General features: G+C 34.0%; 22 protein-coding genes. 3 read left to right on the top strand and 19 right to left on the bottom strand.

Annotated elements, in window-relative coordinates; all coding sequences use genetic code 11:
* Positions 1–110: 110 nt before the first annotated feature.
* The 5 genes from ACZM4J_RS02450 to ACZM4J_RS02430 form a co-directional block, all read right to left on the bottom strand.
* Positions 111–1,013, bottom strand: a complete 903-nt coding sequence (locus ACZM4J_RS02450; protein WP_022165543.1) for a dihydroorotate dehydrogenase — start codon at positions 1,011–1,013, stop codon at positions 111–113.
* Entirely contained in the window at positions 1,013–1,780 is a 768-nt protein-coding gene (locus tag ACZM4J_RS02445; protein ID WP_022165544.1) for a dihydroorotate dehydrogenase electron transfer subunit, read from the bottom strand. The genes ACZM4J_RS02450 and ACZM4J_RS02445 overlap by 1 nt, the downstream gene beginning before the upstream one ends.
* A 91-nt stretch (positions 1,781–1,871) precedes the next feature.
* Positions 1,872–2,789 (bottom strand): orotidine-5'-phosphate decarboxylase, encoded by a 918-nt coding sequence (gene pyrF / locus ACZM4J_RS02440; RefSeq protein ID WP_022165545.1) that lies wholly within the window; start codon positions 2,787–2,789, stop codon positions 1,872–1,874.
* 40 nt (positions 2,790–2,829) lie between these two features.
* Positions 2,830–4,107 carry a dihydroorotase gene (locus ACZM4J_RS02435; protein ID WP_022165546.1) on the bottom strand — a complete coding sequence of 426 codons (1,278 nt, stop codon included), beginning with the start codon at positions 4,105–4,107 and terminating at the stop codon, positions 2,830–2,832.
* A gap of 277 nt (positions 4,108–4,384) precedes the next feature.
* A complete protein-coding gene (locus ACZM4J_RS02430) occupies positions 4,385–6,199 on the bottom strand; it encodes a DUF2079 domain-containing protein (RefSeq protein ID WP_022165781.1) in 1,815 nt (604 codons plus the stop codon).
* A gap of 186 nt (positions 6,200–6,385) precedes the next feature.
* Between ACZM4J_RS02430 and ACZM4J_RS02425 the strand changes: the two genes are divergently transcribed.
* Complete coding sequence (locus ACZM4J_RS02425) at positions 6,386–7,264, top strand: DegV family protein (RefSeq protein ID WP_022165780.1); 879 nt, start codon at positions 6,386–6,388, stop codon at positions 7,262–7,264.
* Between the two features lie 144 nt (positions 7,265–7,408).
* Here the strand turns inward: ACZM4J_RS02425 and ACZM4J_RS02420 are convergent, their stop codons facing one another.
* The 4 genes from ACZM4J_RS02420 to ACZM4J_RS02405 form a co-directional block, all read right to left on the bottom strand.
* Positions 7,409–8,062 (bottom strand): DUF308 domain-containing protein, encoded by a 654-nt coding sequence (locus tag ACZM4J_RS02420; RefSeq protein ID WP_022165779.1) that lies wholly within the window; start codon positions 8,060–8,062, stop codon positions 7,409–7,411.
* A gap of 446 nt (positions 8,063–8,508) precedes the next feature.
* Positions 8,509–12,264, bottom strand: coding sequence for a phosphoribosylformylglycinamidine synthase (locus tag ACZM4J_RS02415; protein ID WP_489485542.1), 3,756 nt, complete (start codon positions 12,262–12,264; stop codon positions 8,509–8,511).
* Between the two features lie 138 nt (positions 12,265–12,402).
* Positions 12,403–13,173: a TIGR03915 family putative DNA repair protein gene (locus ACZM4J_RS02410; protein WP_022165777.1), complete on the bottom strand. Its 771-nt coding sequence runs from the start codon at positions 13,171–13,173 to the stop codon at positions 12,403–12,405.
* Positions 13,173–14,507 (bottom strand): putative DNA modification/repair radical SAM protein, encoded by a 1,335-nt coding sequence (locus ACZM4J_RS02405; RefSeq protein ID WP_489485540.1) that lies wholly within the window; start codon positions 14,505–14,507, stop codon positions 13,173–13,175. The genes ACZM4J_RS02410 and ACZM4J_RS02405 overlap by 1 nt, the downstream gene beginning before the upstream one ends.
* A gap of 240 nt (positions 14,508–14,747) precedes the next feature.
* Here ACZM4J_RS02405 and ACZM4J_RS02400 point away from each other — a divergent pair, with 240 nt between their 5' ends.
* Both ACZM4J_RS02400 and ACZM4J_RS02395 read left to right on the top strand, forming a co-directional pair.
* Positions 14,748–15,551 (top strand): zinc dependent phospholipase C family protein, encoded by an 804-nt coding sequence (locus tag ACZM4J_RS02400; RefSeq protein WP_022165775.1) that lies wholly within the window; start codon positions 14,748–14,750, stop codon positions 15,549–15,551.
* A gap of 10 nt (positions 15,552–15,561) precedes the next feature.
* The gene (locus ACZM4J_RS02395) at positions 15,562–15,855 is read left to right on the top strand and encodes a helix-turn-helix domain-containing protein (RefSeq protein WP_022165774.1); all 294 of its coding nucleotides are present in this window, start codon (positions 15,562–15,564) and stop codon (positions 15,853–15,855) included.
* Between the two features lie 41 nt (positions 15,856–15,896).
* Here ACZM4J_RS02395 and ACZM4J_RS02390 read toward each other — a convergent pair whose 3' ends face one another.
* The 10 genes from ACZM4J_RS02390 to ACZM4J_RS02345 all read right to left on the bottom strand — a co-directional run bounded on the left by ACZM4J_RS02390 (position 15,897) and on the right by ACZM4J_RS02345 (position 24,825).
* The gene (locus ACZM4J_RS02390) at positions 15,897–16,991 is read right to left on the bottom strand and encodes a glycoside hydrolase family 25 protein (RefSeq protein ID WP_022165773.1); all 1,095 of its coding nucleotides are present in this window, start codon (positions 16,989–16,991) and stop codon (positions 15,897–15,899) included.
* A 96-nt stretch (positions 16,992–17,087) separates the two neighbouring features.
* Complete coding sequence (gene coaBC, locus ACZM4J_RS02385) at positions 17,088–18,275, bottom strand: bifunctional phosphopantothenoylcysteine decarboxylase/phosphopantothenate--cysteine ligase CoaBC (protein ID WP_302689366.1); 1,188 nt, start codon at positions 18,273–18,275, stop codon at positions 17,088–17,090.
* Positions 18,276–18,311: 36 nt separating this feature from the next.
* Positions 18,312–18,707 (bottom strand): aspartate 1-decarboxylase, encoded by a 396-nt coding sequence (gene panD, locus ACZM4J_RS02380; protein WP_022165771.1) that lies wholly within the window; start codon positions 18,705–18,707, stop codon positions 18,312–18,314.
* Positions 18,708–19,013: 306 nt separating this feature from the next.
* The gene (gene panC, locus ACZM4J_RS02375; protein ID WP_428244902.1) at positions 19,014–19,856 is read right to left on the bottom strand and encodes a pantoate--beta-alanine ligase; all 843 of its coding nucleotides are present in this window, start codon (positions 19,854–19,856) and stop codon (positions 19,014–19,016) included.
* A gap of 218 nt (positions 19,857–20,074) precedes the next feature.
* Positions 20,075–20,902 carry a 3-methyl-2-oxobutanoate hydroxymethyltransferase gene (panB, locus tag ACZM4J_RS02370; protein WP_022165769.1) on the bottom strand — a complete coding sequence of 276 codons (828 nt, stop codon included), beginning with the start codon at positions 20,900–20,902 and terminating at the stop codon, positions 20,075–20,077.
* The gene (locus ACZM4J_RS02365) at positions 20,899–21,738 is read right to left on the bottom strand and encodes a Rossmann-like and DUF2520 domain-containing protein (protein ID WP_022165768.1); all 840 of its coding nucleotides are present in this window, start codon (positions 21,736–21,738) and stop codon (positions 20,899–20,901) included. The genes panB and ACZM4J_RS02365 overlap by 4 nt, the downstream gene beginning before the upstream one ends.
* A 498-nt stretch (positions 21,739–22,236) precedes the next feature.
* Positions 22,237–22,593, bottom strand: a complete 357-nt coding sequence (locus ACZM4J_RS02360; RefSeq protein ID WP_022165767.1) for an alpha-1 2-mannosidase — start codon at positions 22,591–22,593, stop codon at positions 22,237–22,239.
* 105 nt (positions 22,594–22,698) lie between these two features.
* On the bottom strand, positions 22,699–23,145 hold the full coding sequence (locus ACZM4J_RS02355) for a hypothetical protein (protein ID WP_489485539.1): 447 nt from the start codon (positions 23,143–23,145) through the stop codon (positions 22,699–22,701).
* A gap of 85 nt (positions 23,146–23,230) precedes the next feature.
* A complete protein-coding gene (locus ACZM4J_RS02350) occupies positions 23,231–23,635 on the bottom strand; it encodes a hypothetical protein (protein WP_022165765.1) in 405 nt (134 codons plus the stop codon).
* Between the two features lie 14 nt (positions 23,636–23,649).
* Positions 23,650–24,825, bottom strand: coding sequence for a C39 family peptidase (locus tag ACZM4J_RS02345; protein WP_302689339.1), 1,176 nt, complete (start codon positions 24,823–24,825; stop codon positions 23,650–23,652).
* Positions 24,826–24,885: the final 60 nt, after the last annotated feature.

Below are 24,885 nucleotides of genomic sequence, written 5' to 3'. Positions count from 1 at the left end.
TTCTTTTTGATTAATTGTATAATTTAATTCTTAATTTTTTCTTATTTTTTTATTATTTCTTTATTATTTTTCCTTATTATTTTCTTGTTTTTGTTTTTTTTCTTTTGCAATTATTTTACTAAGCCAATAAGACTGTTAATGTCTTCAACGTTATGGCGTTTCATGTAGTCTTCAATTCCCTCAATTACATCAATTGTTGTATGGGGATTATTAAAATTAGCTGTTCCAACAGATACTGCTGTAGCTCCTGCTAAAATAAATTCCATTGCATCTTTTGCATTTGCAATTCCACCCATACCGATAATTGGAACCTTAACTGCATTTGCCACCTGATATACCATTCTTACGGCAACCGGCTTAATGGCCGGGCCTGATAAACCACCTGTCTTGTTAGCCAAAACAAATTTCTGTCTTTCAACATCGATTTGCATACCTGTTAATGTATTAATCAAAGATAGTGCATCTGCTCCACCGGCTTCTGCCGCTTTTGCCATTTCTGTAATATCAGTTACATTTGGGCTAAGTTTCATAATAACAGGCTGTTTAGCAACTTTCTTTACTTCCTTTGTAATAGTTTCAACAGCTTTTGGATCCTGGCCAAAAGCAATTCCACCATGTTTTACGTTTGGACAGGAAATGTTGATTTCTAACATATCCACATCTTCATGACCAAGCTTTTCTACAACGTCTATATAATCTTCTGTTGTTCTTCCACATACATTTACAATAATGTTTGTGTCATATTTCTTTAAATAAGGAATATCTCTTTTTGCAAACAAATCATAGCCTGGATTCTGAAGTCCTACTGCATTAAGCATTCCACCATAAGTTTCTGCAATTCTAGGTGTTGGATTTCCTTCCCATGGCACATTTGCCACACCTTTTGTTACTACGGCACCAAGTCTGTTTAAGTCAACAAACTCGTCATATTCTGCACCTGAACCAAAAGTTCCTGAGGCAACCATAACAGGATTCTTAAATTCTACACCTGCAATATTTACTTTTGTATTCATTATAAGTCTACCTCCTCTGCTAAAAATACCGGCCCATCTTTACAAATACGTTTGTTATTAACATTTGTGTGATGGTCTTTGTTTGTTGATTTACAAACACATGCTAAACATGCACCTATACCACATGCCATTCTTTCTTCTAATGAAAGCTGACATTCGATTTTCTTTTCAAGAGCATACTCTTTAATTGCCTTTAACATAGGTGTTGGTCCACATGCGTAAATAACCGCCCCTTCAACGTTCTGTTCTTTTATTGCATCAATAACAGTTCCTTTTGTTCCTGTGCTTCCATCTTCTGTAGCTATAAAAAGTGTACCATTGTTTTCTAATTCTTCAGTTAAAAATAATTCATTTCTATAACCGGCAACAATTTGAACTTCAGCAATATCTTTTAATTCCTTTGCTAATTCAACCATTGGTGGAATTCCGATTCCACCACCTATTAAAATAGCTTTCTTACCTGCTCTTTTTACAAATCCATTTCCTAATGGTCCAATAATGTCTATCTTATCTCCTGCTGTATAAGTTGAGAACTCTTCTGTCCCACCGCCTACAACACGATAAACCACACGAAGTGTACTCTCCTGCTTGTTTACCTCACATATACTAATTGGTCTTGGAAGTAATTTTGTCTTGTCGTTACAATACATGGAAATAAACTGTCCGGCTCTTGCCTCTTTTGCAGCTTTTGTTTTAATTACCATGCTATAAATATCTGTACCAATAGATTCCTGGCTTACTACACTTGCAGTTTCCTTTTCTCTCATTCCTATCTCCATTCTTTCCAATTCCCCATAACAAAAACAGTTTAGTTTAAGCTGTTAATTGTTATACGGTTATTTTTAATTTTTTATTGCATTAAAAAATTGAGTTAATGTCTTCAATCATATCAATCACTGCCTGTCTTGATGCGTCTGCGTAATTTTCAGCACCAAACTTAGCATACTTGTCCTGCTTATAAGCGCAGATGATTCCTCTTGATGAGTTTACAATTGCTCCTAAACCATCTTCGTTAAAATATGGCTTAAGACCTTCTGCAGTACCACCCTGTGCACCGTAACCAGGCACTAAGATGTAGCTCTTTGGCATAACCTTACGAAGAACCTTACCCATTTCAGGATATGTAGCTCCAACTACTGCTCCAATGTAGCTATAGTCGTTACCCATGTGGTCTTCACCCCATTTTGCAACCTGTTCACCAACCCATTCGTAAAGTGGTCTTCCTTCAATTAATCTGTCCTGGAATTCTCCACTTGAAGGATTTGATGTTTTTACTAAGATAAATAATCCCTTGTTTTCTTCTTTACATACATCAACGAAAGGCTTGATGCCGTCAGTTCCAAGATATGGATTAACTGTTGCAAAATCTTCATCAAATAATGAATACTTCTTGCTTCCCACCTGAACTTTTCCTAAATGTCCAACTGCATAAGCGGCTGAAGTTGAACCAATATCTCCACGCTTAACATCACCAATTACTACTAAATCTTTTTCCTTAGCATAATCAACTGTTTTCTTAAATGCCTGAAGTCCCGGCACACCAAACTGTTCATACATTGCAATCTGTGGTTTTACAGCTGGGATTAAATCATAAGTTGTATCGATAATTCCCTTGTTGTACTGCCAAATTGCTTCTGCTGCGCCCTCTAATGTTTCACCAAATTCATCAAAAGCTTTCTTTTGAATGTGTTCAGGTACATAGCTTAACATTGGATCAAGTCCAACTACTACTGGTGCATTTGTTTTTTTGATTTTGTCAACTAACTTATTAATCATCTTATATCTCCTTTATGATGTATATAATTATTGTAAAATTTTATTTATTTTCGTATACAATTTTTCCGCCAAGTATTGTAAATTCTACCTGACCGTTTACCTTGTAGCCGTTAAATGGTGTATTCTTTCCCTTTGAAGCAAATGTGTTTGCATCTATTTCGTATTCTGTGTCAGGATTAATTACTACTACATCTGCAACTGCATTTTCATTTAAAGTTCCCTTATTAGAGCCTAAAACTTTTGCAGGATTATAGCTCATCTTTGCAGCCATTTGTAATGGTGTAATATGTCCCTTTTTAACTAAGTTTGTAATTGTTAATGCAACTGATGTTTCAAGTCCAACAATTCCAAAAGGTGCATGTTCTAAATCTTTTGCTTTTTCTTCCGCACTATGTGGAGCATGGTCTGTTGAGATTACATCCATTATATCATCTGACAAACCTTTAATTAATGCTTCCATGTCTTCTCTTGCTCTAAGAGGTGGATTCATTTTAAAATTGCTGTCATTACCTGTAATATCATCTGAACACATTGAGAAATGATGTGGACAAACTTCTGCTGTAACCTTTATGCCTTCTTCTTTTGCTCTTCTTACCATCTCAACGCTGTCTTTTGTTGAGCAGTGGCATAAGTGAAGGGTTGCATTAGTTTCTTTTGCAAGCATAATGTCTCTCATCGCGATAACATCTTCTACTGCATTACTTATTCCCTTAACACCTAATTCCTGTGATTTGTCACCAAGATTAATAACTCCGCCTTCAACTAAGTTAATATCTTCGCAGTGAGCCATAACCGGTATGTTAAGTCTTGCGGCTTCTTTCATTGCCTTTCTATAAACGCCTGAATTCATTACTGATTTTCCATCTTCACTAATTGCACAAATTCCGGCATCTTTTAACTTGCTAATGTTTGTAACTTCCACACCTGCCATATTCTTTGTGACAGCACCCACAGGAAGAACATTAGTAAGTCCTACCTTCTTACTTTTGTTAATTACATATTCAACAGTTTCCACATTGTCAATTACAGGCTTTGTATTTGGCATACAGCATACTGTTGTAAAGCCACCTTTAGCAGCAGCCCTGCTTCCTGTTTCAATATCTTCTTTGTATGTAAGTCCCGGATCTCTAAAATGTACATGTAAATCGATTAATCCCGGCATCACGTAACATCCCTGTGCATCAATTACTTTGTCTGCATCACACTGAATGTTTTCTGCTTTCTTCTTAATTAAACCATCTTCAATTAAAACATCCATTACTTTGTCCATGTTTTCTGAAGGATTTAAAACTCTTCCGTTTTTAATTAAAATTGTCAAGTATACACCTCTGCTTTCAAATAAAAATCATAACTTGTAAGTTACTTTATTTTTGCCTAATTACACAAATTAAAGTATACCAAAAAAATAAGAATACGTGAAGTGCCTAGCGTACTTATTTCAAATCATTGTAAATAATTAGATTTTGATTCTAATTTTTGAAATAGTATTCGTATGCCCACTTCCACATATTCTTATATTTGTATTCTTATCTTTGTATTCTTATTTTTCTATTCTTGTCTTGGCTTTTTTGTCTTTATATTTTTATATCCATCTATTATTGCTTTTTGTGATATACACTTATCAGGTTATCTTCATGATATATAAGTTCATATTTTCCTGTTGCCAGAACTTCGTCAAACTTTTCCTTTTCTTCCTGTCCTCTTTCGTCAACAACAAGATATTCCATTTCTTTAACTTCCTTTAAATGAGTCTGATCATACACATCAAGATTTCTTGATAAATGTGGCATAAAGAATCCTGAAACTGCAACAGATGCTGTTCTCGGAACCATCTCAATACCTTTATTAATTTTTTCTATTTTAGCTTTATCTGTACTATATTTTTCACCGTAATGATTAATCCTTGGATATGTTGTTCCAAAAAACATAATGCTTGTACAAATCACAGAAATGCCAGCTACAGTTCTTGCTTTTTTATAATCCATTTCGGAAATGTTCATAATTGCCAAATACATAAATAACGCAATCACACCAAAGTTATACTGAAAACCAACATCATGTAAATATAAATATGTTGTAAAAACATTAAACACTAAAAATGGTGCCATTAAAATATATCTTGAGTATTTCTTTCCTGTTGCAAACAACATTGTCGCCATGGGAACAATCATCAAAAGTAAATACTGTATTTTGTCCATACCTGTTGCGTCAGCATTTGAAATCATCTGGGCAATTACGTATGCCGGATTTGCAATTATTGTTTTGAAAACCTGTCCTAAGCCGCCATTTGGATCTGCATATAAATTTGCAAATCTATCGTCTAGAACTCCCAGTCCATAACTGTTTACTACTGATAATGCTACCACAAAATAAATAGCTGACAAAATTATCATTATAATTCCACGTTTCTTATCCCTTCTTGAAAATAAGAAATATGCACCCACAATCATTATATATGCTGCTGCATCTTCTTTTACAAAAAATACTAATAGCATGCAGATAATTGCCAGTATGTCTTTCTTTTTCTCAACAAAATAAATTGTCAGCAATAAGAAAAATGTTAAAAAGCAATTTTCATGTATGTCGTAAAATGTTCCGCCTGCCGTAGCCGGATACAAAGCATAAATTAATGTAACTGCAACCGTAATCCAATTAGACAACTTATAGTGTCTGCATAATAACATTATTGGAATAATCGGTAATGCCACCATAATCGCCTGTATAACCTGAACAGTTATTGCACTTGGAAAAATCATGTATATTGGTAGACCTATATAAAATATAGGTGAGAAATGTACTCCAAAATGTGACAACAATGTATTTCTTTCAACTGTTGTTGTCATTTTTCCTGTCTGCTTCATGTACTCATACATCTGAGCAAAAATCCCAAAATCATAAGTTGAACTACTATATGTTTTATACCTAAAAATTGTAACTGCAGCTACAATTCCAAACAAAAGAATTCCTATTATCACAAAAAATATTTTAGCAATCTTTCCATTCAGCTTAATATAGCCAAACAATTGCATAATTTCATCTTTTATGTATAAGAACGCTAACACTGTAATAAAACACAGCATGCACATAAAACATGTGTCACCAATTTCATTATTGTTCGTTTTGCTCCACACCACTTTGTCACCTGATGTTGCACATAAGATTGCATAAATATAAACACTTATAAACATTACTATTTTTGCAATAAATTTTTCTTTATAATATATGCCTGCCATAATTGCAGTCAATACTGCAAGCAATAATATTATCATTGGAAAATTTGCTTTTGCAACACTGTCTAAACTGTTTATACTTCCAAAAGTTCCACGAAATGTAGATAGTAATCCCCAGGCGGCTATGACACTAACGAAAAAACCTTCTACTATTGCTCTTTCGTTTTTTAATTTATCCATAAAACTCCCCTCCGATTCTTAATTGCCTATCATTGTACCACATATTTGTTTATTAATAAATATACGTACTTCTAAATGTTAAATAACTGTTAAACTTTCTTTATTTGATTCAAATGTATTGAATTATATTTTGCAAGTGGTATATTATATAGTATTGAATACTACGTGAAGGAGTTTTTAAAATCTATGTTCAAAATAATTAGTGATAGTGCCTGTGATTTATCTCAGGCTTATATAGAAAAAAATAATATAGATATCGTCCCTCTATCAGTTTCTTTTGACGGAGAAAATTATTTTTTAGACGGAGTTGATATTACAAGAAACGAATGTTATCAGAGAATGGTCGACAATCCAAAAACATACCCTAAGACTTCACTACCAAGTGTGGACCTTTTTTATAAAGCTTTTGAAATGTATGTAAAAGAAGATATTCCTGTTGTCTGCTTTACTATTTCATTAATATTTAGTGGTTCGTACAATTCAGCAAGAAACGCAAAGGAACTTATTCTTGAGGAATATCCAAATGCTGAAATTCATATTATTGACTCAAAGCAAAACACCGTTACTCAGGGACTAATTGTTGACCAAATGGCAAAAATGCGTGACAACAATGTACCTTTAGAAACTGCATTAGAAAAAATCGAAAAAGTCATTGCATCTGCACGTATTTTCTTTACAGTTGGTTCACTTGATTATTTACAAATGGGCGGTCGAATCGGCAAAGTTGCAGCAGCAGCCAGCAAGATTGATGTGAAACCAGTTATAATTATGAAAGACGGGGATATTGGTCTTGGTGGCATAGGTCGTAACAGAAACAAATTAAAGAAAAAAGTATTGGAAGTTGCCGATAAATATTTAACAGAAAACGGAAAAGATAACTTTGTTATCTCAGTTGGATATGGCTATGATGCTTCTGAAGGTGTAAGTTTTATGAACCAGTTAGAAGAAACACTTAATGTAAAACTTCAAAGGGAAACTAACGTGGCAATCGGCATTGTTTCAGGTGTACATACAGGTCCTCACCCAATCGGTCTTGGAGTTGTAAAAAAATATGAGACAGTTTAAAAAATGTATTTTTATATCATCATCTTTTTTAACGCTGTATATATTAATATAATATTAAATTTGATTTTTAAAAAAAGGACAGAGTCTTATTTTAACGACTCTGTCCTTTTTCATTGTATGTCTTAATCTAATATTAATCGTATTCTATTGTACTATTTCATCATCGTCATCATTATCCTCTACAATTTCCTCCCCAACAATTTCATCGTCTACGATGTTTGCAATCTGGCCGATTGTCCATCTTTTAATTTTTCCTGAAACCGTTAAGGTTGTAATTAAATCAATCAATCCTGTTACTGCCAAAATGATTCCTGAAACCTGAATAAAGAAATCTCCCGCTGTTGTTGTGCCATTATCATTATGATCCATAGGCATCATTAAAACTGATATTCCTAAAAGAATACATATTACAGCAAAAATCATCAACGGAATCCAATGGCATCTCATCCTTTTCAGGTCTAAAGAATTCTCTACCTTCATTAATCCACTAATAATTATTATAATTGCGATGACGTATGTGATAATTGATAAAATCCAATCCATGCAACATAAAACTACTATTCCACCAATTATTAAAGCTATTGATGCAACAAGTTCATATTGATAATATTTTTTAATAGAATTTGTTCTTCTGTATTCTATAAAATATCTTATACCCATAATAAACAAAATCACTGCAAGAATTACACATGCTGTTTTAACAATTTGATTTGGATACAACCACATTAACACTCCAAGAACAATACTAATTAAGGAAAATAAAATCATTTCCCATTTTAGATTTTTTAAATAATTCATAGCATTTCTCCTATTCTTTTCTGTTGTTATAACTATTTGTTTTATAACCATATTTTCTACGCTTTTATAAAACATATTCTAACATATATTTATATCACATTAAAATGAAATTTCTGTGACATTTACCAGAAAGCAAGCTTTCGGCAAAGCCATGCATTCTTTTGCAAAGCCATGCAGCTCGATTTCACTTCGTTCCATCTCGCTGTCGGGCTTCGCCTTTTAGCTACCCTTAAAAATGCAAAGCCATGCAGCTCGATTTCACTTCGTTTCATCTCGCTGTCGGGCTTCGCCTTTTAGCTGCCCTTACAAATGCAAAGCCATGCAGCTCGATTTCACTTCGTTTCATCTCGCTGTCGGGCTGCGCCCTATATAAACAAGCAACGGAACTCTCTTTCGAAAGCAAGCTTTCGACGAGCGTCCCGTTGTTTGTTTATGCATGGCTTTGCTTACGCAAAGTAGTGTACGCCTGATTCAAAGACTTTGAGGTCTTGTTCTCCGTAGATGTTTGTTGCTACGGATGTTCCTTTACGTTCAATATGAGCCATCTTACCGAAGCATCTTCCGTCTGGGCTTGTGATACCTTCGATTGCCATATATGAACCGTTTACGTTCCATTCTTCGTCCATTGTTGGCTGTCCCTGCTGATTTACATATTGTGTTGCTACCTGACCATTTGCAAATAACTGCTCAATACATTCTTTTGGTGCTACGAAACGTCCTTCACCATGTGATGCCGGATTTACATATACACCACCAAGTTCAGCTTCCTGTAACCAAGGTGACTTGTTTGAAACAACCTTTGTGTATACCATCTTTGATACATGACGGTTAATTGTGTTGTATGTTAATGTTGGAGCGTTAATATCCTGTCCTGTAATCTTTCCATTTGGTACTAATCCTAACTTAATTAATGCCTGGAAACCATTACAAATACCAAGAGCTAAACCATCTCTTTCATTTAATAATTTATGTACAGCTTCTTCAATCTTTGCGTTTCTAAATGCTGTTGCGAAGAACTTAGCTGAGCCATCAGGTTCATCACCTGCACTAAATCCACCTGGGAACATAATAATCTGTGCCTGATTAATTGAATCTTCAAATATCTTAACAGAATCTCTAATGTCTTCTGGTGTAAGGTTCTTGAATACCTTTGTGATAACGTTTGCTCCAGCATTTTCAAATGCTTTCGCTGTATCATATTCACAGTTTGTTCCTGGGAATACAGGAATAAATACTGTTGGTTTTGCAACTCTGTTCTTGCATACATAGATACTTCCCTTATCATAAATTGGTGTATCTAATATTGTCTTATCATTATGGCTTCTTGTTGGGAATACTTTTTCTAATGGTTTCTCCCAAACCTTAAGAGCTTCATCCATTGGAATTACTTCTTCGCCATACTTAAATTCAGCTTTATCAGTTGTTTCACCTAATAATACATAACTTGCTGTTATATCACTAAGTTTGTCTGCAGGTACTTCAGCAACAATATCACCAAATGCAGGTGCGAATAAATCTGCACCAGGAATATTCCCGCTAATGCTTACACCTATTCCATTACCAAATGCCATCTTACTTACAGCAGGAATTACGCCCTTAGCGTCTAGGGCATAAGCTGAAATAATCACACCATTCTGAATCATTTCATGAATCTGATCATATAACTTCATGATTTCTTCATATACAGGCTTGTCATACTGATCTTTGCTAATTTCAAATTTAACAATCTTGTTGCCTGCTTTCTTAAATTCAGGAGTGATAATATCTTTTTCTTTTGCTACATCAACTGCAAATGAAACTAATGTTGGTGGTACATCAATATCATTAAATGTTCCTGACATACTATCTTTACCACCAATTGATGGAAGACCAAATCCCATCTGTGCATCAAATGAACCAAGAAGTGATGCAAATGGCTGACTCCAACGACGTGGATCTTCTGTCATTCTTCTAAAGTATTCCTGATATGTCATACGAATCTTCTTGTAGTCACCACCATTTGCAACAATCTTTGCAATTGAATCTACTACTGCATACATTGCTCCATGATATGGACTCCAACTTGATAAATATGGATCAAATCCATAACTCATCATTGTTACTGTATCGCATTTTCCTTTAAGCACTGGAAGTTTTGCAACCATTGCCTGTGTTTCTGTCTTCTGGTATTTTCCACCATGTGGCATAAATACTGAACCTGCACCGATTGAACCGTCGAATTTTTCAACTAATCCCTTCTGTGAACATTCATTTAAGTCAGCAAGTGTTTCTAACCATTTTTCTTTTACGTCTGCTACTTCAGGTTTCTTGAAGAAGTTTGCATCCTTTTCAGGCATATCTACTTCAACTGTTGTTTCCTGATGTGCACCGTTTGTATCTAAGAATGCACGTGAAAGATTTACAATTTCCTTTCCTCTCCATTCTAATACTAATCTAGGATCCTCTGTAACTTCTGCTACTACTGTAGCCTCTAAGTTTTCTTCATTAGCATATTCTAAGAATTTTTCTACATCAGAAGGATCAACTACTACTGCCATTCTTTCCTGTGATTCAGAAATAGCAATTTCTGTTCCATCTAAGCCTGCATATTTCTTTGGAACTTTATCTAAGTTAATATGAAGTCCGTCAGCTAACTCACCGATGGCTACTGAAACACCGCCGGCACCGAAATCATTACACTTCTTGATAATGTGACTAACTTCTTCTCTTCTAAATAATCTCTGTAATTTACGTTCTGTAGGTGCGTTACCTTTCTGTACTTCAGCACCACATGTTTCAATAGATTCTTCTGTATGAATCTTTGAAGAACCTGTTGCTCCACCACAGCCATCACGTCCTGTTCTACCACCTAAAAGTACGATAATGTCTCCTGGATCTGATGTAAGTCTCTGTACTGCACGTCTAGGAGCTGCTCCCATAACTGCACCAATTTCCATTCTCTTTGCAACATAATCAGGATGATAAATTTCTTTTACTAAACCTGTTGCAAGACCAATCTGGTTACCATATGAACTATATCCATTTGCAGCTCCCTGAACAAGTTTCTTCTGTGGAAGCTTACCACTTAATGTTTCGCTCATTGGCTTAGTAGGATCTGCTGCACCTGTTACACGCATAGCCTGATATACATATGTACGTCCTGATAATGGATCTCTAATAGCACCACCTAAACATGTTGCAGCACCACCAAATGGTTCAATTTCTGTAGGATGGTTATGTGTTTCGTTTTTGAAGTTTACTAAACATTCTTCTGTATTTCCGTCAACTTCAACAGGAACTACAATACTACATGCATTGATTTCATCTGATTTTTCCTGATCATCTAACTTGCCTTCCTTCTTTAACTTTCTCATTGCAATAAGGGCTAAATCCATAAGGCATACAAATTTGTCTTTTCTTTCTCCAAAAACATCTTTTCTTGTTTCAAGATATTCTTCATATGTTTTGACAATTGGTTCATTATAAAAACCATCATCGAACTTAACATCTGTAAGTTCTGTATTAAAAGTAGTATGACGACAATGATCTGACCAGTAAGTATCTAATACTCTGATTTCTGTCATTGATGGATCTCTGTTTTCTTCAGATTTAAAATAATTCTGAATATGTTTGAAATCCTTAAATGTCATTGCTAATCCAAGTGAATCGTAAAGTTCTTTAAGTGGAGCATCATCCATGTCCTTGAAACCATCAAAAATGATTACATCTGCCGGTTCCTCAAATTCTGTTACTAAAGTTTCAGGCTTTTCTAATCCTGTTTCTCTTGAATCTACAGGGTTGATACAATATGACTTAATCTGTTCAAACTGTTCCTCTGTAATATCTCCAACTAAAACGTATGTTGTTGCAGTTTTTATTTCAGGATTCTCATCCTCGTTTAAAAACTTAACACACTGTACAGCTGAATCAGCTCTCTGATCAAACTGTCCCGGTAAAAATTCTACACTGAAAATCTTTGATTCAGCTTCATCATAAGGAAATGTTTCTTCATAAACATCATCAACCGGTGGTTCTGAAAATACACATGTAAGAGCTTTCTTATAAGTATCTTCTGTAAGATTTTCTACATCATATCTTACTAATTCTCTTACTTCTTTTAATCCGTCAATCCCAAGATATCCCTTGATATCTTCTGTTAATTCCTTTGCTTTTACAGCATAAGGTTTCTTTTTTTCCACATAAACACGCTTAACTTTACTCATAGATTCCTCCTGATTAGTTCTATTCTGTTTTCCTTTTGTAATGTGTTAAACCACACCCGCTAGTATATCATTAATAAGAAAAAAAGTGAAGAGTGACGAATAAAGTAAAGATTTTGTGGTTATTCGGTATACTTTTACTTATTTTTCCTTTACAAATTCGGTCATATTTTTTCTAAACCACATTGGAAGTTGTGTTCGCTGACATTTAGGATTCTTCCTTGCATCTATTCCAATAGTATCAAAAAATATCTTCCACAATTCTCTATACTCATCGTTATACTGTAAGTCTTTGGTCAATGCCTCCACATCCTGTCCTTCAACAATAATCGTATCTGTTTCATGCTTGTGTACTGCTGCTTTCTTTCTTTTTGAATCATATATTATCCAATCTTCTTCCGGAAATCTGTCCTGAAAATGATTAATTATTAACGGAACCACATCGCATTTTGGTTGTATTCTACTGTAAAGGACCCCACCCTTTAATTCATCAAACCTTACAAATCCCTTAAACAAATGTGCTTCATTAACTGCCTTTCTACTTAATTCAGTAACCCGTAACACATGAGGATTCGTTAGCATTTTCGTCACTCTGGCTCCCACTGCATATCCTAATTTCAAAAACTCAAATATTTCATTACCTTTGTCATTATCAAAATGCATACAGGCTCTGTAAACCATCATGTATGCTTCAATTGAAATCTTTATTCTTATGGATTTTGCCACTCTAACAGACTTGTCTAAACTAGTATCAATTGTTATAAATTCTGAAAAAAAAGTTGCCGAATAACCCTTTCCCGGATGTATACTAACTATGCAGCCTTTGTTCATTAATACCCAGCCGTCATAAATTGCCGTCATTATCCCATCAAAAGTATCATCGCATACCAATGTTACATTTTTATTCTTCATTAAGCTTTCGCCTCCAAATCCAACAACGTCATCTGCCTGTACGTTGTATCTTCTTCAATTGAAAATAATTGCTTTCTGTCATCTGCTGCTATAGACCTTGCAATAAAATCTTTATCCAGTCTCAGTGGAAACATTGTTTTACCATTGCATGTAATAAAATATGCAGCTCTTTTCAGTACAACTCCCATACGTTTCAAACCATCAAAATCAATAACACCATATCTTCTTGCTGACATAATGCGCCTTGCAGACTTCACTCCAAGTCCCGGTACTCTTAATAATGTATAATAATCTGCTCGCATTATTTCAACAGGAAACAACTCCAAATGATTAACTGCCCAATCACATTTCGGATCTAGTACCACATTAAAATTAGGATGATTTTCATTCAGTAATTCCTTCACATTAAATCCGTAGAATCTAAGCAGCCAATCTGCCTGATATAATCTATGCTCCCTTAATAACGGATTAGGTCCAACTGGCGCCGGTGCGTCAATATTGTGATTCACATCTACAAAAGCCGAATAAAAAACTCTCTTCATCTTAAACTGTTTATACATATATTCAGTTACTGACATTAACTGATAATCAGTTTCCGGTGTTGCCCCTATAATCATCTGGGTGCTTTGTCCTGCCGGAACGAACTTTGACTGCTTCTTTCTTCCTGTTTTTGTAATCAAACTATACCCATCACCTGAAGACGGTATAAGGTTTCCTGAGCCAATCTGTATCTGTTTCATAGACATAAGCATATTCTTATGACTCTTATTCGGTGCTAATTCCTTAAGACTCTCCTTTGTAGGCAACTCCAAATTAGTACTCATTCTATCTGCAAGAAATCCTATTTTATCAATAATTTCAGGAGAGGCTCCCGGTATTGCCTTTACATGAATATATCCAAAGAAATGATGTTCGTTGCGTAATTTCCATAAAGTTTCATATACAAGCCCCATTGTAAAATCCGGACTTTTCAAAATTCCTGAACTTAAAAATAATCCTTCAATATAATTGCGTCTATAAAATTCCATGGTAAGCTTACAAACTTCATCGGGTGTAAAACTGGCTCTTGGAACATCATTTGACTTTCTGTTAATACAATACTTGCAGTCATAAATACATTCATTTGTATAAAGTATCTTAAGTAGCGATACACAACGGCCATCTGACGCAAAAGTATGACATATTCCACACGCATGAGCATCTCCCATTCCTTTTCCCTTATTGGAACGGTCAACGCCACTACTGGTACATGCAACATCGTACTTGGCCCCATCTGTTAAAATCTTCAATTTTTCAGATAAATCCATATTCTGCTGTATATTAATGTTCCTCACCTCGTTTCAATCGTCTTAAAAATTAATAGTTGCCATCAGATAAAATTAACGTTTCCTATTATCTTAAAATTAGCAGTTGACTTTTTCGAACGTTTGTTCTATCGTTATGATAACACTTTTAAAAATTAATTGCAACAGTCAAAATATGGTTATTCGAAATAATATTTAGTTTTTTGTATTTTTACATTTCAAATATGTTAAACTGTAGTTATAAATATTTTTACATAGGAGGTGTTCATTATGCCAGCACTTTACGCACATAACAAATTTGGCAAACTTGTTATTCCAAAGTTGCCTTCAACAATAAAAGAAACTGTGAGAAAGTATCCTAATGAATTTAGAATGGGATTACAGGGACCTGATTTTTTATTTTTCTATTTAACCAGAAAAGATATTACTAAGATTGGCGTTACAATGCACCACAGCGATGTGTATCCTTTTATGGAGCATGCCTCAGAAATTGTACAGGAACTGGGAATTAACAGTCCTGAGTATAGTTACATTCTGGGATTTATATGTCATTTTGCTTTGGACAACGCTTGTCATCCGTATGTAAACAGATTTATGAAGGAAACTGGTTGTGGACATGTGGAAATAGAAGGGGACTTGGAGCATTTGTTAATTACCAAAGATAGCTTCAATCCTGAAAGTTATCCTATTTACAAATTAGTCCCTGCAACGTATAAGGTAGCTATTGCCATGGATTCTTTATATAATTATGTTTCTCTTGAAGATATTTATCATAGTCTTCATATGATGAAAAAGGTGAAAAAAATATTTGTTGCTCCTAATTGTTTGAAAAGAAGCCTTTTAGACCTATCCATGCACGCAACTTTTCATTATAAGCAGTTAAAAGGACATGTGATTTTTCCTAATGCCAATATGCAATGCCGAAGAGAAAGTGAGATTTTGTGTAATATTCTATACAATTCAGTAGATGATGCTGTTAATTTAATTAACGACTTTACCATTTCCACTTTAAGTGGTAATATTTTACCTGCTGAGTTTCACAGAGATTTTAATGGAAACCACTTTTCATTTTAGGAGGACACTAATGATTAAAGATTTACCGGAAAAGTTACGACTACTTAGATCAGAAAATAAATATACTCAAAAACAATTGGCTGAACTTTTAGATGTTTCGCCTTCAATTGTTTCCGGATATGAAACAGGAGAGCGAACTCCCAGTTTGGAGAATTTAATAGCCCTTGCACAACTATATGATTGTAGTACAGACTATCTTCTTGGATTACACCATGAAGAGCCATCAATTACAATCGATGCACAAGGGCTTACCATACACCAGATTACAGTGTTACAGGATTTAATTTCTGTTATGAAAGAGTAGATTTTCTTATCTACTCTTTCATTTACTTTTTTTCTGTTTTTTTATTTTATGTAGGCGCTTTTAACTTTGCACCATTTTTTTGAGTAAACTTTTTTAGTTCCATTAAGCTTATAGGCTCTGGCTCTAAAATAATATTTTTTCTTGGATTTTAAACTTTTTATTGTAGTTCTTGTCCATTTAATATATTTTGACTTTTTACCATGGAAGTTTTTCTTTGTTGAATATTGTATCTGATAACCTTTTGCCCCGGAAACCTTTTGGAGTTTTAATTTGGCTTTTTTCTTACCGGCAGTAACTGATACTATAGGTGTTTTTGCCGGTCTGGTTACCTTTGTAACTTTTATGACAGGTGCAGCATTTAATTTGACATTTCTTGCATTATACGTTGTTGTTCTTACTTTATCAAACCAGAAATTCAAATCAACGTTTCCTCTTATACCACTTACAGTTCCTTTATCACTACACTGCCACATCTGATAAACACCTGTGTATGTTGTACCTATGTTGTTGTACTGTGCCACCCATTTAAACCAAGTTTGGTTACTTGCTACAGATTTATCAATATAGTTAGTCCACCAGTTAAGATTAGCATAAATTCCGACCTCGTATCCCTGATTATGTATTTCCGTAACAAATGTATTAATAATATCAGTTAATTTACTTTTTGATAATTTTGCCTGGTCATCTTCTTCCACGTCAAGGTAAATAGGAAAATTCAGTTTATGATTTTCAACCAATCTAAGAACATGCTTTGCTTCACTTTTTGCCTGAGAAACACTTTGAGCATAAGAATAAATATATACGCCATAAGGAATATTGTTATCTTCGCATCCTTTTACATTTTTTTCCCAATATTTGTCATCCTGACTTGTGTAATCGTCCCCAAAGCCGCATCTGATAATTGCGTAATCTACATCTGATGCAGCAACTTTTTTCCAATTAATATTTCCATTCCATTTGCTAACATCAATGCCCTTCATTGTGGCACCTTCCATTACTTTGCCGTTACCATCTACAAACTTACCGTCTGCATTTTTTGACCATGCCTTCGTAGCAGCGCTAACATCATTAATTGCAAACGTAAAAGTGGCCATAAAGCATGCCACTACAGTGAGTATTCTTACTAATCTTTTCATTGTAATCTCCTTTTGTATCTTATAATTCGTATGGTACAACCTAACTATGATACAAGTATGTGAGTCCATAGTCTCATGCTTTACAGCCACTCGGCTTTATATTCTGTTATTTATTTCAGTTAAAATTTCGTTTGCCACCTGTTCTTTTGACATAATTGGCAATTGTCTGCTTTCATTCTCTGTTATTAAAGTAACAACATTTGTGTCTGTTCCAAATCCTGCCCCTTCAACTTTAAGATTGTTAGCACAAATCATATCAAGATTTTTCTTTTTAAGCTTGTTCTTAGAATTTTCAAGCATATGCTCTGTTTCCATTGAAAAACCACAAAGGAACTGGTTCTTCTTTCTCCTTGACATTGTTCCAAGAATGTCGTCGGTTCTCTCAAGTTCAATGGCTGTTTCCCCATCATTTTTCTTGATTTTTTCATCAGCTACTGTCTTTGGTCTGTAATCAGCAACTGCTGCACTCATTATAACAATATCCTGACTGTCAAATTCTTTATCAACTGCATCAAACATTTCTTTTGCACTCTTTACATCAATAATTTTTACAAAGTCAGGCTTTTCAATATATGTTTTTCCAGTAACAAGTGTTACTTCTGCACCACGTTCCATTGCAATCTTTGCAAGGGCATAACCCATCTTACCTGTTGAGTGATTGCTGATAAATCTAACCGGATCAATGGCTTCCATTGTTGGTCCTGCAGTAATTAAAACTTTTTTTCCTGCCATATCTTTTTCCATGGCAATATTCTTCATTATATAACTTTCAAGAACTGTAGGTTCAGGCATTTTTCCTGCCCCTGTGTCTCCACAGGCTAAATATCCACTTGCCGGATCAATAACTTCGTAACCGTAATTTCTTAATTTCTCCAGATTATCCTGAACAATAGGATTTTCAAACATATTTGTATTCATCGCCGGGGAAATAACTTTGTGACACTTGCATGCCATAATTGTTGTGGTAAGCATATCATCTGCTATACCATTTGCAATCTTTCCAATAACATTGGCACTTGCAGGGGCTACCATAAATATGTCAGCCTGCTTTGCCAAAGATACGTGCTCAACGCTGAATTCAAAATTTCTGTCAAATGTATCTACTAAACATTTATTTCCTGTTAATGTTTCAAATGTAATTGGATTAATAAAGTTTGTAGCATTTTTTGTCATTATAACATGTACATTAGCGCCTTTTTTCACAAGACTGCTTGCAAGGTTAGCAATTTTGTACGCCGCAATACTTCCTGTAACTCCTAATACAACTGTTTTGTTCTTTAAAATTTTTTCCATAATAAATTCACTTTCATAAAGGAAAAATTATTTTTCTAAGTCAAATAATTTTCCATGTTTTTCGTAATTTGTTACTCTTGTAATCTTATTGTCGTCATCTACAAATACAACTTTTGGCTTGTTGTCTTTTATTTCTTCAGGTGTCATTTGTGCGTAACTCATGATAATTATTTTATCACCTAAACTTACCATGTGTGCTGCAGCACCGTTTAAACAAATCATACCTGAACCTTTTTCTCCTGCAATAACGTATGTTTCAAATCTGTTTCCATTATTTACATCTGCAATTTGAACTTTTTCGTATTCATAAATTCCTGCTGCTTCCATTAATTCTTCATCAACAGTGATACTTCCTACATAGTCAAGTTCTGATTGAACAACTGTAGCTCTGTGTATTTTACTTTTTAACATATTAACTTGCATTTTTTACCTCTTTACTTATTTATTTGTATATTTTAACTTTGTTCTCCTTCGCCACGCAGCTATAAGCCACGCTATCAGCTCGTAACACTTTGTTCTCCTTCGCCACGCAGCTATAAGCCACGCCATCAGCTCGTAACACTTCGTGTTCCTTCGTGCGTGGCTTCCTTCAACATTTCCTTAGCCACGCTATCAGCTCGTAACACTTCGTGTTCCTTCGCTGAGGGGCTGCGCCCCATACCCCGAAAATAATTTTTTCATGTTTGCAAGCAAGCTTGCACATGTAAAATTATTTTCGGGGTGCGTGGCTTAATCCAAAATCATGTTGTCGATTAATCTTGTTTTTCCGATGTATACTGCCATTGCAATAAGCATTGGTGCTTTTATTTCTTTCTGCTGCTGCATTGTAAGTCCGTTTACGGCTTTTACGTAATCAATTTTTGCCATTGGTTCTGTTTCGATGTTTTCTTTCATTTTTGCAACTACAACATCCGCGTCTTTTTCTCCTGCATCAATTAATTCTTTTGCTAATTTTACTGTTTTGCTAAGAATTAAAGCTGCTTTTCTTTCTTCTGGTAAAAGATATGTGTTTCTTGAACTTTTTGCAAGGCCGTCTTCTTCACGAACAATTGGACAACCTACTACGTTAATGTCCATGTTTAAATCCTGAACCATGTGTTTAATAATTGCAAGCTGCTGTGCATCTTTCTGTCCAAAGTATGCGTTGTCTGGCTGAACAATGTTAAATAATTTTGTTACAACTGTACATACACCTCTAAAATGAACAGGACGGCTAAGACCACATAATTCTTCTGTTAAAACTGACATATCAACATATGAACTAAAGTCATCATGATACATTTCTTCCGGTTCTGGATGGAATATTAAATCAGCTCCAAGGCTTTCGCAGAATTTACTGTCTTTTTCTAAATCTCTTGGATAGCTGTCTAAATCTTCTGTTGGTCCAAACTGCATTGGATTAACAAAAATACTTACTACTACTTTGTCATTGTTTTCTCTTGCCTTTGTAATAAGGCTTCCATGACCTTCATGTAAATATCCCATTGTAGGAACGAAACCTACTGTTTCTCCATTTTTCTTCCATTCTTTTACTAATTCTCTAACTTCTTTTATTGTACCAACAACCTTCATTTTATTAAACCTCTCTTTATATCTTCATTTACACTTTGTGTATCTTATTTTCAAACTAACCGTTTCTTAATATAATACTTTAAAAGTAATTAGTAAAGTAAGTTATGCATTACTTTTAAAATAATTTTTCTCCTTTGTGTAGGCATAGGTAAAATAGAACCTGTCTGCACTTAAATAATTAATTATTTGTTATCCTATACTTAATTTTCTATAGTAAATTAGTATAATTTATTAATTATTTCATCATCAATTTTGTATGTGTTCTCTTCGGCAGGGAAGCTCTTATCTTTTACAGCCTTGATATAATCCCTGAATGCACCTTTCATTACTTCACCTACATTTGCAAACTGACGTACAAATTTTGGAACATAATCAGTGAACATTCCAAGCATATCCTGGTAAACTAAAACCTGTCCGTCACAGCCTGCTCCTGCCCCAATTCCAATAGTTGGTATGTCAAGAATTTCTGTAACTTTTGCTGCAAGTTTTGCAGGTACTGCTTCTAAAACAACCATTGATGCACCTGCTGCCTGAACTGCTTTTGCATCTTCAATTAACTTCTTTGCTGCTGCTTCAGTTTTTCCCTGAACTTTGAAACCACCAAATGCATTAATTGACTGTGGTGTAAGACCGATATGTGCACAAACCGGAATTGATGCTTTTACAATTGCTTCGATTTGTGGTGCAACTTCCACGCCACCTTCAAGTTTTACCATATTAGCGTGACCTTCCTTCATAAGTCTGCCTGCGTTTACAACTGCATCGTAAACTGATGTCTGATATGACATAAATGGCATATCGCAAACTAAAAGAATATCTTTGATTCCTCTTGAAACTGCTGCACAATGGTGAATCATGTCTTCCATTGTTACCTGAATTGTATCTTCATATCCAAGCATTGTATTTCCAAGTGAGTCACCAACTAAAATTGTGTTTACACCAACTTCTTCCATTAACTTTGCTGTTGAGTAATCATAGCAAGTCAACATTGTAATTTTATCTCCGTCCTGTTTCTGTTTTAATAATGTATTTACTGTGTTCTTCATTTTAGAATATCCTCCATTTCACTGTAATCTCTATCTTTATTTTTATTTTTGGCAACGTCTAAAACCTGTCTTGACACTGCCTTATAAATTTCTTTGCTGTTTCCACTTAATGTTTTCAAATGTTTCAAAACTGTTGTTGTGTCATTTCGCTCAATTGGACCGGTTAATGCAGCACTGCAACCATCATTCAAACAATGTTCAACATTTCCTCTAATAATCGGGGCTAATGCAGTATCGGCTGAATCTTTGTCAAAGCCACATTCAAGTAACAACTGCTCACTTAAACTAATAAGCCCAACAACAAGATTACTTGCAATTGCCGCTGACGCATGATATTTAACTTTGTTTTCCTTGGAAATAACACAAACATTGTTTCCAAAACTTTCAAGCCATTGTTTTACAAAGTTAATTTTTTCTTCTGATCCTTCTACTGTGAAATAACTTTTTGACAACTCTTTGTAAGAACTATATTTGTCGCTCACTGCAAAGAGTGGGTGAATAGAAAATCCAAAACCACCACGTTTTGAAATATCCGAAAAGACTTCTGACGATAATGCGCCACTTGTGTGGCAAATAATTTTTCCACTTAGACTAAAATGTTTTATACTACTCCAGACCTTTTCAATTACACCGTCCGGGACCGTAATAAAAACAATCTCACTATCCTTTACTAACAATTCAACATCCGTATAACATGCCGAATTAGTAAACTTCGATGCTTCTTTTGCATCTTCTTTAAATTCACTGTAATAACCAATAACTTTTTGATTATTATCTGCTAAATATTTTCCCAGAGAAAATCCAACTTTCCCTGCTCCTATAAATCCAACTTTCATGGGCATCCCTCCTTTTAATATTTTTTGACTTATGTCAACTAAATATTATAGTTTTGGGACAATGAGTCTCATTCCTTCAAGATATAAGCTACGCTCCAATCTTTATAGTGAAAAATATTTTATTCATCAGTATAGTTTCATTTCGAATACCATCCGCGAAATAATTTAACACAATTAGGAAATTAATGCAAATCTTTTTTGGCTATTATCTAATCACATTTTTTCATTATAACAAATGCACTGTTATATATAACGTAATAAAAATTCCATTAAACTTTCCTATAACGTACTAAAGATTATCGTTTGCAACATTTCACGTAACCAGTGCGTATTGTTTCAACAACTTTTTTTGCATCAAGATATATCCACAGCCCAACGTTTTTTATCAAATAATAATTTCGATTCTTTTTAATAACTAAAAAGACATCTGTAACAATATCTTTATACTGCTACAAATGTCTTTCTATTTTTAACAATTTAATTTTCTTTGTGTTTGTACTATTTCAAAACTTTAACTTTGATTTTCTTATAAATACCGTTTTGTGCGTAAACATAAACTAAACATTTTCCTTTGCCCTTAGCCTGTGTCACACCGTTCTTTGAAACCACAGGTACTTTCGCCAACTCCTTATCATCTAAATATACTGTTAATATTCTATTGCTATTGCTATTTCCTGCAACAGCATCTACATCTAATCTGTATTTCCCTGATTTTGCAATATTGGTTTTATACTCAATAGTGGAATTAGCAGTTAGGTTACCAATATATTTTTTTCCTGCTGTGCCACCATACGGTCTTACCTTAGTTTCAACATAATCTCCATTTAACTCCTCATTGTCAATTAAATTAGACATGCTTAAAAACATGTCTCTAATGAAGCTGGTATCAACTTAGCGTTAACCTCTTTATTCACATAACACTCTTCAACTTTTTATCGTAGAGGTCTTTGTTATTTTTTATTAAAAATGTTCCATTATCTCTTCCAAACTTTTATCTAACCCTAACTTTTCTATTTCATTAAAAATAGGATTAATCACTTCTATATCTTCTTCCAAATCGTCTGCTATTTCTTCTACACTTTTTCCTCTTTTTATTTTCTTATATACCATTTCAACAAGTTTTCTGCGTTCTCCGAATTCAATTCCCTGCGATTTACCAATCTCTTTGCCAACTTCAACGCCATCATTATACGTGTTTTCCAATGTCTGCTTTTCGTTATACTCTGTCAAGAACATTTTTACCACCTCCGCCTTATTTTCCAGCAGAAATTCTCGCAACACATTTTCATTTATGCATTCGTCCACAGCCATTTTCACTGCTTCCTCGTCACTGAAATCCTTACCGGAATACTTACTGATATACTCTCTCATCCTACTTGTTAGTATAACATATTCCTTTAAAATCACATCTACGCTAAATATGTCCTTTTTTTATATTCAAAAACATATCTAACGTAGATGTGATTTATTAATTTACTTTATTATTTTCAATTTATTTATCAGTAAACTCTTTGACCATATCAATAATTTCTTTACCTTTATTTTCTTTAATAGAATATTTCTTATTCGATATACTACATTCTTCATTGGAAATTACTATAATGCTAATTGAAGAATTTTTTCTAAAGATATCTATATTATATAACCAACCACTAGCATCTTCCGAAACTTTCTTTTTTATCTTGGTATTAGTTAATTTATTATATAACTTATCTGTTTGTTCTTTCGTCAACTCCGTTACATTTCCGTTATTACCATCTGTAACTAAAATTTTTGTAATTTCTTCTTTGGGAATAGATAACATTTTCTGCGTCGATGATGACTTTACGATAATAATTGATACAACAACCATTACTAATACCAAAGGAATAATCACAATGCATACTTTTTTTTTCATAATTTCTCCTTTACTTACTTTATATTTACAGTAACATAATTCCAACTGCCTTTACATTTTCCCCAAACAAAACGTGTAGGTGAGTTTGTCCAACCATCTGCTATACGAATGTACGTTTCATACCTATCTCCATACCAATGTTCATAAATGTACTGCTTATATCCTAGTGCTACAACCGAATGATCATTATACTTGTAATGATCGTGAACTATCAAGTGACACGGTCTACCATTGTTAATCTCACTCACAATTTTTCTTCCGCTATTTGTACCACTATGAAATTTAACTGTATAATTATTTACTCCCACTAAATCAAAAAATTTGCTATATCCCGTTGCAACATTTTTATCTAATGTCCCTCCTTTTGATTTACATTTCATATAATCACGCAACTTTGTAAATGTTGTTTTCCAATTAGACTTATAATAAAGTTTTTTATATTTTTTGCTATCTCTTTTATACCAGTATAGCATAATATTAGTAGCTGCTGTTGGTGCACATACTCCACCACTTTGCAATTCAGACATAATCTTATACGTTATATTATACCCCTTAACATTTTTAGAGCTTGAAGAATCATAACCACTTTCATACTTTCCTGGATTTGTAATAAACCCATCGCCTGAATTATCAGGTGGTGACGATAATGACACTTTATCTACTTCACTCTCCATTCTGCACATTTCTTTTTCTGATATTTTCTCTATGTTATTGTTAGAAACATCTACTAATACCTTTTCATCTTTATTATCATTGCCTCCTATTGCATAACTCATACCGCCTAGATAATAAACTTTCTGTTTTTTCTTTTTTACATCAAAATTTTCTTCAACTTTCTCTGATGCATTATCCAAAAACAATTCATCTCCAAATTCAATAATATTATTATTTTCTTCAGAACTAGCTATTATATATCCTTCTATTTGTTTATTCTTTTTAACATTATATAAATATGCACTCACCTTCTGATTTGAGTCGAATAATACTTTTTTTAAAACAAGTTCAGAATCTTTCCACTCTTTTTTATTTTTTCTTAACACATTAAACTGATACTCGACATTATCTTGGACACTAGCAATACTATCTTCCTGTTTGCTCATTGCAACTATGCTCCCCTCCGATAACTCTGTTATCCCCAATATCATCAACATTATAGTTGCAATAATTATTTTACAAATTTTCTTACTCATACATTCCTCTCCTTTAATTTAATTTTCTTTAATATTATCATTTTGAAATATTTGTGTCAA

This window comes from Eubacterium sp. (assembly GCF_057858645.1).
Note: the sequence above shows the minus strand (reverse complement) of the source record. Positions and strands in the feature narration are given on the sequence as shown.

Bases quoted from the DNA above. Each gene is read 5' to 3' on its own strand.
- ACZM4J_RS02450 (WP_022165543.1), bottom strand. From the start codon at position 1,013: ATGAATACAAAAGTAAATATTGCAGGTGTAGAATTTAAGAATCCTGTT.
- ACZM4J_RS02445 (WP_022165544.1), bottom strand. From the start codon at position 1,780: ATGAGAGAAAAGGAAACTGCAAGTGTAGTAAGCCAGGAATCTATTGGT.
- pyrF (WP_022165545.1), bottom strand. From the start codon at position 2,789: ATGATTAATAAGTTAGTTGACAAAATCAAAAAAACAAATGCACCAGTA.
- ACZM4J_RS02430 (WP_022165781.1), bottom strand. From the start codon at position 6,199: ATGGATAAATTAAAAAACGAAAGAGCAATAGTAGAAGGTTTTTTCGTT.
- ACZM4J_RS02425 (WP_022165780.1), top strand. From the start codon at position 6,386: ATGTTCAAAATAATTAGTGATAGTGCCTGTGATTTATCTCAGGCTTAT.
- ACZM4J_RS02420 (WP_022165779.1), bottom strand. From the start codon at position 8,062: ATGAATTATTTAAAAAATCTAAAATGGGAAATGATTTTATTTTCCTTA.
- ACZM4J_RS02415 (WP_489485542.1), bottom strand. From the start codon at position 12,264: ATGAGTAAAGTTAAGCGTGTTTATGTGGAAAAAAAGAAACCTTATGCT.
- ACZM4J_RS02410 (WP_022165777.1), bottom strand. From the start codon at position 13,173: ATGAAGAATAAAAATGTAACATTGGTATGCGATGATACTTTTGATGGG.
- ACZM4J_RS02400 (WP_022165775.1), top strand. From the start codon at position 14,748: ATGCCAGCACTTTACGCACATAACAAATTTGGCAAACTTGTTATTCCA.
- ACZM4J_RS02395 (WP_022165774.1), top strand. From the start codon at position 15,562: ATGATTAAAGATTTACCGGAAAAGTTACGACTACTTAGATCAGAAAAT.
- ACZM4J_RS02390 (WP_022165773.1), bottom strand. From the start codon at position 16,991: ATGAAAAGATTAGTAAGAATACTCACTGTAGTGGCATGCTTTATGGCC.
- panD (WP_022165771.1), bottom strand. From the start codon at position 18,707: ATGCAAGTTAATATGTTAAAAAGTAAAATACACAGAGCTACAGTTGTT.
- panC (WP_428244902.1), bottom strand. From the start codon at position 19,856: ATGAAGGTTGTTGGTACAATAAAAGAAGTTAGAGAATTAGTAAAAGAA.
- panB (WP_022165769.1), bottom strand. From the start codon at position 20,902: ATGAAGAACACAGTAAATACATTATTAAAACAGAAACAGGACGGAGAT.
- ACZM4J_RS02365 (WP_022165768.1), bottom strand. From the start codon at position 21,738: ATGAAAGTTGGATTTATAGGAGCAGGGAAAGTTGGATTTTCTCTGGGA.
- ACZM4J_RS02360 (WP_022165767.1), bottom strand. From the start codon at position 22,593: ATGTCTAATTTAATTGACAATGAGGAGTTAAATGGAGATTATGTTGAA.
- ACZM4J_RS02350 (WP_022165765.1), bottom strand. From the start codon at position 23,635: ATGAAAAAAAAAGTATGCATTGTGATTATTCCTTTGGTATTAGTAATG.
- ACZM4J_RS02345 (WP_302689339.1), bottom strand. From the start codon at position 24,825: ATGAGTAAGAAAATTTGTAAAATAATTATTGCAACTATAATGTTGATG.